General features: G+C 58.4%; 10 protein-coding genes and 1 riboswitch. Of the genes, 7 read left to right on the top strand and 3 right to left on the bottom strand.

Annotated features, from left to right (window positions below):
• Positions 1 to 181 (top strand): hypothetical protein (locus tag QZL71_RS10335; RefSeq protein ID WP_294648661.1); only part of this gene is annotated, 181 nt, incomplete at its 5' end.
• A 101-nt stretch (positions 182 to 282) separates the two neighbouring features.
• On the opposite strand, the gene QZL71_RS10330 is transcribed toward QZL71_RS10335, so the two are convergent.
• Positions 283 to 1,557 (bottom strand): bifunctional folylpolyglutamate synthase/dihydrofolate synthase, encoded by a 1,275-nt coding sequence (locus QZL71_RS10330; RefSeq protein WP_294648659.1) that lies wholly within the window; start codon positions 1,555 to 1,557, stop codon positions 283 to 285.
• 14 nt (positions 1,558 to 1,571) lie between these two features.
• Positions 1,572 to 2,084 (bottom strand): folate family ECF transporter S component, encoded by a 513-nt coding sequence (locus tag QZL71_RS10325; RefSeq protein ID WP_097781364.1) that lies wholly within the window; start codon positions 2,082 to 2,084, stop codon positions 1,572 to 1,574.
• A gap of 155 nt (positions 2,085 to 2,239) precedes the next feature.
• A riboswitch (THF riboswitch) is annotated at positions 2,240 to 2,335 on the bottom strand.
• 202 nt (positions 2,336 to 2,537) lie between these two features.
• On the opposite strand from QZL71_RS10325, the gene QZL71_RS10320 reads away from it, so the two are divergent.
• Together QZL71_RS10320 and QZL71_RS10315 are read left to right on the top strand one after the other, a co-directional pair.
• Complete coding sequence (locus QZL71_RS10320) at positions 2,538 to 4,229, top strand: M3 family oligoendopeptidase (protein WP_294648657.1); 1,692 nt, start codon at positions 2,538 to 2,540, stop codon at positions 4,227 to 4,229.
• A gap of 151 nt (positions 4,230 to 4,380) precedes the next feature.
• On the top strand, positions 4,381 to 5,055 hold the full coding sequence (locus QZL71_RS10315; protein WP_294648655.1) for a hypothetical protein: 675 nt from the start codon (positions 4,381 to 4,383) through the stop codon (positions 5,053 to 5,055).
• An 86-nt stretch (positions 5,056 to 5,141) separates the two neighbouring features.
• Here the strand turns inward: QZL71_RS10315 and uxaC are convergent, their stop codons facing one another.
• Positions 5,142 to 6,575 carry a glucuronate isomerase gene (uxaC, locus tag QZL71_RS10310; protein ID WP_294648653.1) on the bottom strand — a complete coding sequence of 478 codons (1,434 nt, stop codon included), beginning with the start codon at positions 6,573 to 6,575 and terminating at the stop codon, positions 5,142 to 5,144.
• A gap of 326 nt (positions 6,576 to 6,901) precedes the next feature.
• On the opposite strand from uxaC, the gene QZL71_RS10305 reads away from it, so the two are divergent.
• The 4 genes from QZL71_RS10305 to QZL71_RS10290 all read left to right on the top strand — a co-directional run bounded on the left by QZL71_RS10305 (position 6,902) and on the right by QZL71_RS10290 (position 11,243).
• Entirely contained in the window at positions 6,902 to 8,416 is a 1,515-nt protein-coding gene (locus QZL71_RS10305) for a tagaturonate reductase (RefSeq protein WP_005944147.1), read from the top strand.
• 209 nt (positions 8,417 to 8,625) lie between these two features.
• Positions 8,626 to 10,116: a UxaA family hydrolase gene (locus QZL71_RS10300; protein ID WP_005944146.1), complete on the top strand. Its 1,491-nt coding sequence runs from the start codon at positions 8,626 to 8,628 to the stop codon at positions 10,114 to 10,116.
• A gap of 77 nt (positions 10,117 to 10,193) precedes the next feature.
• The gene (locus QZL71_RS10295; RefSeq protein ID WP_005944144.1) at positions 10,194 to 10,358 is read left to right on the top strand and encodes a hypothetical protein; all 165 of its coding nucleotides are present in this window, start codon (positions 10,194 to 10,196) and stop codon (positions 10,356 to 10,358) included.
• 3 nt (positions 10,359 to 10,361) lie between these two features.
• A complete protein-coding gene (locus tag QZL71_RS10290) occupies positions 10,362 to 11,243 on the top strand; it encodes an aldose epimerase family protein (protein ID WP_294648651.1) in 882 nt (293 codons plus the stop codon).
• Positions 11,244 to 11,272 lie beyond the last annotated feature (29 nt).

Genomic DNA, 11,272 nt, shown 5'->3' with positions numbered 1-11,272 from the left:
GCAAACCGGTCTGCGGCTTAAAAGCCCCACTGGGGCTTTCATGCCCTGCGGGCACCGCCGTCCTTTCTGGTTCTCTTTTGGCACGCAAAAGAGAACATACCCGGCGGAGAAGAATTTTATAAAAGCCCTTAAGCCTGTCCCACGCGACCGCTCTCTGCACAAGAAGCAACTTTTTCCGTGAAAAAAGCAAATCAGGAAAATCCGCAGATTTTCCTGATTTGCAAATATAAAAATATTTTTCCGCTGATGATGGCGCAGCGCACGCGGAGCCATTTTAAATCTTCAGCCCTTCACAAGTTCCGCAAACGCCTTCCGCACATCGCCAGAGAAATACAGCGTGCCCAGTGCGCACACCGGGCCTTCGCCGCCCAGCTCCACCGCCCGGGCCACGCCCGCTTCAATGGAAGCTGCCGCTTCCGCCCTGCAGCCATAGGCCCGGATGTGTTCTGCCAGCGTTTCGGCAGGCATGGCGCGCGGCGTGTGCGCCGCCACCGTGACGAACCGCACCGCCAGCGGTGCCAGCAGGCTGAGCATCTGGTCCACATCCTTGTCTGCCATGATGCTGACCAGAAAAACGAACTTCTGCCCGGGGAAGCGGTCTCTCAGGCTCTGCACCGTGGCACGCATTCCGTGGGCGTTGTGGCTGCCGTCCAGCAGAAACGCCGGTTCGTGCCGCAGCAGTTCAAAGCGGCCCGGCCAGCTGACCGCTTCAAGACCGGTACGGATGGCGCTTTCCGGAATGTTCCAGCCATGGGCACGCATCACCCGCAGAGCCGTGATAGCCAGCGCCGCATTTCGCGGCTGGTAGCTGCCGATCAGGGGCAGGTGCACATCCGTCAGGCCGTCAAAGTCGAACTCCACCGCGTCAAGGCTGCCGCCCTCGTATTTCAGCCTGCTGAAATCCACCTCAGTCAGCTCGGCATGCTTTTCAGCACAGACGCGGCGGATAACAATATCTGCCTCTGGCACGCCGCCGTAGCTCACCACCGGGCAGCCTTCCTTGATGATCCCCGCCTTGGCGGCGGCAATGTCCGCAAGAGTGGGGCCAAGCTCCTTCACATGATCCATGCCCAGTGCCGTGATGACTGCGCACTCCGGGGCATCAATGACGTTGGTGGAATCCAGCGTGCCGCCAAGGCCCACCTCCAGCACCACGATCTCACATTTCTGCTGGGCAAAATAGAGCATTCCAAGCGCCGTGATGATCTCAAACTCGGTGGGCACATCTTCCATGGCATCGGCGGCGGGCTTTACCTGCTCCACCAGTTTCACCAGCTCTTCATCCGGGATCTGCACGCCGTTGATCTGGATGCGCTCGTTGAAGCGGTTGATGAAGGGCGAGGTGTACAGGCCCACCCGATAGCCCGCGGCCTGCAGGCAGGACGCCATCATGGCGGCGGTGCTGCCCTTGCCGTTGGTGCCTGCAACATGCACGAATCTGAGCTGTTTGTGCGGGTCGCCCAGTGCGGCCAGCAGGGTGCGGGTGCGCGTCAGGCCGGGCTTGTGGCCGGCCCACTGGACGGCGTGGATGTATTCCATTGCCTGTTCGTAATTCATTGTAATGCCTCTTTTTACTTTTTCACCATCTTCATCAGGGTACGGTTCTCCAGCAGGATGCGCAGCAGCACAGTGTTCACCGCAGCCAGGATCAGTGCATTGGGGATGCGCACTGCCAGCGTTGCCCACGGGTAGCCGTAGAAGATGCGCAGTGCCAGCGAGGTGATGACCATGGAACCCACAAAGTGTCCCAGCAGCACGCTGATCTGCAGCCGCAGGCCGGTGCGCAGCCCGGGCAGCTTCTGCCATGCAAGCCCCGCCACCAGACCAATGGCACCCGCGCCCAGCGTGATGAGCGGGTTGATGGCGTAGCCTGCCAGCACGCCGCCGATCATATCGGCCACAGCGCCCACGGCAAAGCCGGCACCGGGGCCGAACAGCAGCGCTGCCAGCAGCACCGGCAGGCTGCCCAGATTGAACCGCACAAAGCCGGTGGAGATGCTCAGCACCCGGCTGAACACGATGCTCATTGCCACCAGCAAGGCCAGCATGGTGAGCGTGCGGACGGAATTTTTCGAGTTGTTCATATCAACTGTCCTCCTTGCAAAAGGAATACCGGGCGGGCGGTCTGCACAAACAAAAACGCCCTCCCTGTGACAAACCGCACAAAGGAGGGCGTGAATCCAACAACTTTCACTTCCGGGCGGGACGCAAGCCGTCTCGCCTGCACCCAAGTCCATGCAGCAGCGGGATGCAGACCATGCACCGCGGGTACACCTTCGTCCACAGCACAACTCCCCGTTGATGCGGCACTTAACGCACATGGCCTTACTCTGTTGATGGTTTTATTATAGTCCTTTTGCCACAGCCATGCAACCGCCTGCACAGACAACTTTGCCAAACCACCTCGTCAAATTTTAGCAGTTGTGCATAGCATCTGCCGGGTTTTGGCCTGTGTCCCCTTTTCATTTGCCGCATAACGTGGTAAGATGGGTTTAACCTTAAATATGGAGTCTTCTCCCGGAAAGGAATGTTTCCCGATGAAATTCAACGAAATGACCTATACCCGCCCGGACATCGGTGCCCTGCTGGCCCGGTGCAAAGAGCTGGCCGCAAAGGCCGCTGCCGCACCGGACGGCGATGCCCTTGTCCGGCTCTACTATGAGCAGAGCGAAGCCTTTGCGGAGTACAACACCGCCGCGAACCTTGCCAACATCCACTACACCTGCGACACCCGCGACGCTTACTGGAAGGCTGAGCAGGACTTCTTTGATGCCAACGGCCCCGCCGTGACCAACGCCAGCGTGGAGATCAGCCGCGCTTTCCTTGCGAACCCGCATGTGGATGCCCTGACCGAAAAATTCGGCACCACCTGCGTGGCCGGTATGAAGAATGCCGTTCTGGGCATGGATGACCGCACCGTGGAGCTACAGCAGCAGTTCAATGCTCTGGTGAGCCGTTACCAGCAGATCTACGGCGGCGCACTGGTGGAGCTGGACGGCAAACAGCTCACCATCCCGCAGCTGGGCCCTTACAAGGAGGATCTGGACCCTGCCGTGCGCCGCGCCGCCTACGAGGCCGAGGCCGGTTATTTTGACGCCCACCGTGCCGAGCTGGACGAGCTGTACGGCGAGATCGTGAAAAACCTGAATGCACAGGCCCGGGTGATGGGCTACCACGACTACAGCGAGCTTTCCTATGTGCGCATGAACCGCATCGGCTACGGCCCGGAGGAGATCCGGAAATTCCGCGATCAGGTGGCAAACGATGTGGTGCCCCAGCTGCAAAAGGTGATGGCCATGCGTGCAAAGCGCACCGGCATTGCCCGCCCCACCTTCACCGATCTGCCCATCATGTTCAAGGACGGCAATCCCAAGCCCATTCCCGGCTACAAAGCCCGTATGGATGCCGCCCGCACCATGTACCATGAGCTTAGCCCGGAAACCGCCGAGTTCATCGACTTTATGCAGGACAACGAGCTGTTCGATGTGGAGAGCCGCCCCGGCAAGATGTCCGGCGGCTACATGACCAGCCTGCCCAGCTACAAGGCCCCCTTCATTTTTGCCAACTGGAACAACACCTCCGGCGATGTGGACGTGCTGACCCACGAGTGCGGCCACGCCTTTGAGGGCTATGTGGCCGAGCGTGATCCCGAAGTGCCTGCCGATCTGGAATGCCCCGGCATGGAGAGCGCCGAGATCCACTCCATGGCCATGGAGTTTCTGACCGCACCGTGGCATCATCTGCTCTTCGGCCGGGATACCGACAAATACGCCCTGCTCCACGCCGAGGACAGCTTCGTGTTCCTTGCCTACGGCTGTGAGGTGGACGAGTTCCAGCACATCATGTACCAGAACCCGGACCTGACCCCCGATGAACGCAATGCCGAGTGGCTCAAGCTGGAAAAGAAGTACCGCCCGTGGATCGATTTTGCCGGTCTTCCCTTCTATGGCCGCGGTGCAGGCTGGCAGCGTCAGCTGCACATTTATGAGTGCCCCTTCTACTATATCGACTACTGCCTGTCCACCATGGCCGCACTGCAGTTCTTCCTGCTGAGCCTGACCGACCACAAGGACGCATGGCAGCGCTATCTGCGCCTTGTGCGCCGTGCAGGCATGGCCAGCTACACCGAGCTGCTGGAGACCGCCGGGCTGAAAGTTCCCTTTGAGGAGGGCAGCATTAAGGGCATCGCCCAGCAGATGACCGACTGGCTGGAGACCCATCAGGTATAAGAAGCCGTTTTCATCCGCACCGCTCCCCTGCCTGAACGGTCGTTCTGATGCATCTGAGGGGCGATTCATGCCGTTTTACTGTCAGGAGCCGTAAAATCTGATATGCTCTGGACAGAGAAAAAGCGTTTCTGTGAAGCGAAAGGAGATCCTTATGAAACTGACCGGACTGTTCAAGCGCGGTGCCGCCTGCCTGTGCACCGCCGCCATCCTGATGGGCGGCGTCTCCGCCTTTGCCCTGAGCCCCGCTCTTCCGGACGAGCCTGCCCCGGCAGAGCTCTCTGTGACCAATGCGGTGTCGGAGGCGCAGCTGCGCTCTGCCCTGTCCAAGCTCACTGTCACCTATGACAGCGAGGCCGAGGGCTGGCAGATCGATTCTCCCTACGAGGAGGCCAGCATGGAAAAGGCCTCCTGCGGTCTGTACCCCTACCTGTTCGTTACCAACGATGATCCCACCGTGTATCTCAGTCTGGGCATGACCTACTTCGGCAATAAAAAGCTGGACATGAAATCTGTTCGGGTAGAGACCGAGGATAACTACTACGACTTCACCTGTGATGAAGAGTTCATCGGCGGCTACGACAACGACCTCAAGGCATGGTTCGACTATGAGCTGTTCGATATGGACGACAGCACCAGCTGGCTGAACGAGTGGCTTGCCGCCAAGAGCGTCACCGCCACCTTTACCGGCAAAGACGGCTCCACCAAGACCTACACCCTGACCAAGGACAACCTGCAGGCCATCCGCGACATCCTGAATGCCTACGACACCCTGCTCGGTTCCGACGTTTCCACTGCCCGCGTTGTGCTGCGCAGCCTTGTAAAGTAAACATTATCTGCTTACAGCAAAAGCCCCCGGAACGGTAATCCGTTCCGGGGGCTTTCTATTGCCTTATTCAGTTTAGGCAGAACTTCTTACAGGTTGAAGTAGCGCTTTGCGTTGTCGAAGCAGATGCCCTTGACGATTTTCTCCAGAGCCTTCTCGTCGTTGGGATACTCGCCATCCTCGACCCACTGGCCGATGATGTTGCACAGGATGCGGCGGAAGTAGTCATGACGGGTGTAGCTCAGGAAGCTGCGGCTGTCGGTCAGCATGCCAACGAAGTTGCCCAGCAGGCCCAGACTTGCCAGACGGGTCATCTGCTCTTCCATGCCGATCTTGTGGTCATTGAACCACCATGCGGAGCCGTGCTGGATCTTGCCCGGCACCTCGCTGTTCTGGAAGCAGCCCAGAATGGTGCCGATCTGTGCGTCGTCGGCGGGGTTCAGGCTGTAGATGATGGTCTTGGGGCACTCGTCGGTGTCGTTCAGGGCGCTCAGCAGGCTTGCGATCTCGCCGCCGCAGGTAGCGGTGTTGATCATATCATAGCCGGTGTCGGGTCCCAGCAGCGCGTTCATCTTGCGGTTCACGCCGCGCAGGCAGTTGTAGTGGATCTGCATGGCGATGCCCAGACGGTGATACTGCTTGCCCAGATGGATCAGGATGTAGGTCTGGTACTTCTCAGCCTCTTCCACGGTGCAGGTCTCGCCCTTCATCACCTTCTGGTAAATGGCGTTGACCTCTTCCTTGGTGGCCTCACGGTAGGGAATGTAATCCAGACCGTGGTCCGAAGCGCGGCAGCCCATCTCGGCAAAGAACTCGATGCGCTTGGTCAGAGCGTCGGTGACGCAATCGATGCAGGCCAGCTTTTCCTTGCCCACAACAGCGGCCAGCTTGCCCATGTACTCGGCAAAGCCGGGCTTGTTGATGTTGATGGCCTTATCGGGGCGGAAGGAAGGAGCCACGGTGAACTTGATGGTGGGATCTTCCTTGATCTTCTTGTGCCAGTACAGATCATCGATGGGGTCATCGGTGGTGCCGATGAAGGCCACGTTGGACTGCTCGATCAGGCCGCGGACAGTCAGCTTGGGATCGTGCTGCAGCTTGTCGTTGCACAGGTTCCACACTTCCTCAGCGGTATCGCCGTTCAGCACGCCCTCGTAGCCAAAGAACACATGCAGCTCGAGGTTGGTCCAGTGGTACATCGGGTTGCCGATGGCCATGGGCAGAGCCTCTGCAAACTTCTGGAAGCGCTCGCGGTCGGGCTTATCACCGGTGATGTACTCCTCGGGCACACCGTTGGAACGCATCACGCGCCACTTATAATGATCGCCGAAGTAGCTGCCGTCCGGGTTGCGGCCGCCCAGCCATACCTGAGCGATGTTCTCAAAGCGGCGGTTCTCGTAGATCTCACGGGGAGGGATGTGGCAGTGGTAGTCGCAGATAGGCATATCCGCAGCGTAGTCGTGGTACAGATGCTGAGCAGTGGGAGACTGGAGCATGAATTCCTTATCCATAAATGCTTTCATGGGTCGATAACTCCTTTTCTCTGATGGTTTTTGTTAAAAATCCGTCAAACCTTGTGTACAACGGGGCGCCCGCCTGCACGGGCAGGTTTGTCTTACCTTTAGTATAACGGAAAACACGCATGTATACAACTGAAAAAGTGACAAATTTTCTAGCACACAATTGTGCTTTTCGCTGGAAATGCCCCAAATCGTCACCTTAAGGCTAAAAATATTGCACAAAGCTCTTGACTTATTTGTATACAACAGCATAAAATAGGGTAAGGAGCAGAGGGCAGACAAAGAGGCTCTCTGATAAGCAAAGCAAGTTTATAAAGGAGATCAACAAGATGGAAACTTTGAACTACAAGGTTCTGGAAGGCACCGGCTACAACGGCTACATCCTGAAGGATGCACCCGTCAAGGTCATGCAGTTTGGCGAGGGCAACTTCCTGCGTGCTTTCGTGGATTACTTCTATGACATCGCAAACGAGAAGGCCGGCTACAACGGCAAGGTCAAGCTGGTGCAGCCCATCAGCAACTTCCCCCAGATGGCAGACTGGATCAACGAGCAGGAGGGCCTGTACACCCTGTACCTGCGCGGCAGCGAGAAGGGCCAGAAGGTCGATGCAAAGCGCGTGATCTCCTGCGTGTCCGACTGTGTGTGCCCCTACATCGACGGCAAGTGGGACGAAGTGCTGGAGCTGGCACGTTCTGCCGATCTGGAGACCATCGTTTCCAACACCACTGAGGCCGGCATCGCCTACACGCAGGGCGACAGCCAGTTCGATCAGGTTCCTCCCAACAGCTTCCCCGCAAAGCTGACCCGCGTGCTGTTCGAGCGCTACAAGGCATTCAACGGCGCTGCTGACAAGGGTCTGGCCATCCTGTCCTGCGAACTGATCGACAACAACGGCAAGGAGCTGCAGAAGTGCTGCAACAACTACGCCAAGGATTGGAATCTGGAGCCTGCATTCATCGACTGGATGAACAACGCAAACACCTTCTGCTCCACTCTGGTGGACCGCATCGTTCCGGGCCGCATCCGCGATCCCAAGGAACTGGCTGCCATGGAAGAGGCCAACGGCTACCATGATGCCGCTCTGGACGTGGGCGAAGTGTTCGGCGTGTGGGTCATCGAAGGCCCCGCTGAGCTGGAGGACAAGCTGCCGTTCAAGAAGGCCGGCGTGAACGTTATGGTCGTGCCCGATGTTACCCCCTACAAGAAGCGCAAGGTCCGCATCCTGAACGGTGCACACACCGGCTTCGTTCTGGGCGCATATCTGGCCGGCTTCGACATTGTGCGTGACTGCATGCACAACGACACCATCCGCGGCTTCATGAACAAGATGCTGCACGAGGAGATCATCCCCACCCTGCCGCTGGACAAGAAGGATCTGGAAGAGTTTGCTTCCGCTGTTGAGGACCGCTTCAACAACCCCTTCGTCAACCACGAGCTGATGAGCATCTCCCTGAACTCCACCTCCAAGTGGAAGGCCCGCAACATGCCTTCCTTCCTGGCTTACATCGAGGAGCAGAAACAGCTGCCCAAGTGCCTGACCATGTCTCTGGCAGCCTACATTGCCTTCTATTCCAGCGACATTCAGGAGCGCACCGCCGACGGCCTGATCTGCAAGCGTCCTGCCGGCAACACCTACAAGATCCAGGATGACGCATGGGCTCTGGACTTCTACTATGCACACAAGGACGACACCGCTGCTCAGCTGGTGAACGCCGTGCTGACCAACACCCAGATGTGGGATCAGGATCTGACCAAGATCGAGGGTCTCGAGGCCGCTGTTCTGGCTGATCTGGAAATGATCCGCACTCAGGGTGCCGAGGCTGCTTACAAGAGCTGCCTGTAAGCCTGATCGTTTAAAAGAAACATTGCTTTGAGGTGTGAACCCTCTCAGTCCGCTTCGCGTCCAGCTCCCCCGAGGGGGGGAGCTTTTGCGGAAACGTGGAAACGTAAAGTTTTCATCGCAAAGACCTCGCCCTTCGGGAGAGGTGGCATCGCATGGCGATGACGGAGAGGGTTCATTCCCTTTTATGCGATACGATAAGGAGAACTACTATGCCGCAGGCAATTCATATCAGCCCCATCGACAACGTGGTCGTTGCCCTGCACCCCATTGCCAAGGGCACGCTGGTGGAAGTGGACGGTCTTTCTGTGACTGCTCTGGAGGACATTCCGCAGGGCCACAAGATGGCCGTGAAGCCCATCAAGAACGGTGAGAACGTGATCAAGTACGGCTTTCCCATCGGCCACGCCACCGCAGATGCCGCTCCCGGCAGCTGGATGCACACCCACAACGTGCACACCAACCTGTCCGGTGAGGTAGAGTACAGCTACAACCCCGCCCCGGATCTGGCTCCCCTGCCCAAGGTCGAGCCGGAGACCTTTATGGGCTTCCGCCGCAAGGACGGCCGTGCCGCCATCCGCAATGAGATCTGGATCATCCCCACCGTGGGCTGCGTCAACGACATCGCCAAGAAGATCGTTGCCGACAATCAGGATCTGGTCACCGGCTCCATCGAGGGCCTGTACACCTTCACCCATCCCTTCGGCTGCAGCCAGACCGGCCACGACCATGCACAGACCCGCAAGCTGCTGGCTGCGCTGGTGCGCCACCCCAATGCTGCCGCCGTTCTGGTGCTGCATCTGGGCTGCGAGAACCTGCAGCACGATCAGTTCGTGGAAGAGCTGGGCGAGTACGACCACGACCGTGTGAAGTTCCTCACCTGTCAGGAGGTGGACGACGAGTTCACCGCTGCCCGCGATATCCTCAAGGAACTGGCCGCTTACGCCGGGCAGTTCAAGCGTGAGCCTATCCCCGTGTCCGATCTGGTGGTGGGCATGAAGTGCGGCGGCTCGGACGGCCTGTCCGGCATCACCGCCAATCCCACCATCGGCCGCTTCTCCGACATGATGGGCCAGCGCGGCGGTTCCACCGTGCTGACCGAGGTGCCCGAGATGTTCGGTGCCGAGGGCTTCCTGATGGATCGCTGCATCAACCATGATGTCTTTGTCAAGGCTGAGCACATGATCAACGGCTTCAAGGATTACTTTATCAGCCACAACGAGGTGGTCTACGATAACCCCTCTCCGGGCAACAAACAGGGCGGTATCACCACGCTGGAAGACAAGAGCTGCGGCTGCGTCCAGAAGGGCGGCACCGCCCCCATCATGGACGTGATCGGCTACGGTGATCCCGTTGTCACCAAGGGCCTGAACATGCTGTACGGCCCCGGCAACGATCTGGTTTCTGCCACGGCCATGACCGCCGCAGGCGCACACCTGATCCTGTTCTCCACCGGCCGCGGCACTCCGTTCTCGGCCCCGGCTCCCACCCTGAAGATCTCCACCAACACCCCGCTGGCCCAGAAGAAATCCGGCTGGATCGACTTCAACACCGGCGTGATCGCCGATGGCGAAAAGACCATCGACGAGGCTGCAAAGGACCTGCTGGATCTGGTCATCCGCGTTGCAAGCGGTGAGCAGACCAAGGCCGAGAAGCACGGCTTCCGCGAGATCTCCATCTTCAAGGACGGCGTCGTTCTGTAATCGTTTCGAGGCTGCTGTATGGCACTTTGGCTGTACGGCAGCCTCTTTGTGCATGAAAACGGAAGGGAAGTGTTTTTATGGCTATGACCACTCGCATGATGATCTATGCGTTTCTGCTTTACGGCGGCATTTTTGCCGCTATCGTGGCCGTTATTGCAAGGGTCATAAAATATCTCATCCGCTATGGCATTGATTATTATTTTGAAAAACTGGCACAGAACCAGAAACATAAGGAGGACTGAACTATGAATCAGATCACCACCCGTTATGTCACCGAAAACGGTGCCTGCTATGAGCAGTACGTTATCACCGATGCTGAGGCAAAGACCGAGCTGGTCATCACCCCGGAGCGCGGCGGCATGATCACCGGCTTCTCCCTGAACGGCGAGGAGTACATCTGGACCCGCCACCCCAATTTTTCCGAGTGCAATCGCCCCCGCTTCGGCGTGCCGGTGCTGTTCCCCAACTGCGGCCTGCCGGATAACGGCGTGCACATCTTTGACGGCAAGGCATACCCCATGGAGAACCACGGCTTTGCCGACCTGTGCGCATGGGATGTGGAAAGCGTCGGCCCGGACGGCGTGACCCTGATTTTGGAGTCCACCCCGCTGACCAAGTTCCTCTATCCCTTCGATTTCACCGTGCTGATGAACTATAACCTTGAGGGCAACACTGCCGCCATCAACATGACCGTGATCAACGAGGGCGCCACCAACATGCCCTTCAGCTTCGGCTTCCACCCCTACTTCAAGGCTTCCAAGCTGGAGAATGTGGACTTCGATATCAAGTGCGCCACCTGTTCCGAGAGCGCCAAGGGCGAGCAGCCCGCTGCCCCGGAAAAGATCACCCTCACCCGCAAGGAAGGTGCTGACAACAGCGTGCGCCTGCTGACCGGCGTGCAGTTCCCCATGACCCTCACCGACAGCGGCAGCGGCCACAAGGTGACTGTGGATGCCGACGACAGCTTCGACCACGCCGTGCTGTGGCAGCAGGATGCCGAGAGCTTTGTGTGCATGGAGCCGTGGAACGGCTGGGCCAACAGCGTCAATGAGGAAGGCAAGCACGAAGTGCTGGAGCCGGACGAGGCCATGACCGCTGATTGGAGCATCACCATCGAGAAGGTCTAAGCTTCATATCGTATAACAAAAAGGACACA

Origin of the sequence: uncultured Faecalibacterium sp., from assembly GCF_900066275.1 — a bacterium.
GTDB classification, from domain to species: Bacteria; Bacillota; Clostridia; order Oscillospirales; family Ruminococcaceae; genus Faecalibacterium; species Faecalibacterium taiwanense.
The sequence above is the reverse complement of the archived record's forward strand: the minus strand, read 5'-3'. Positions and strand labels throughout refer to the sequence as shown.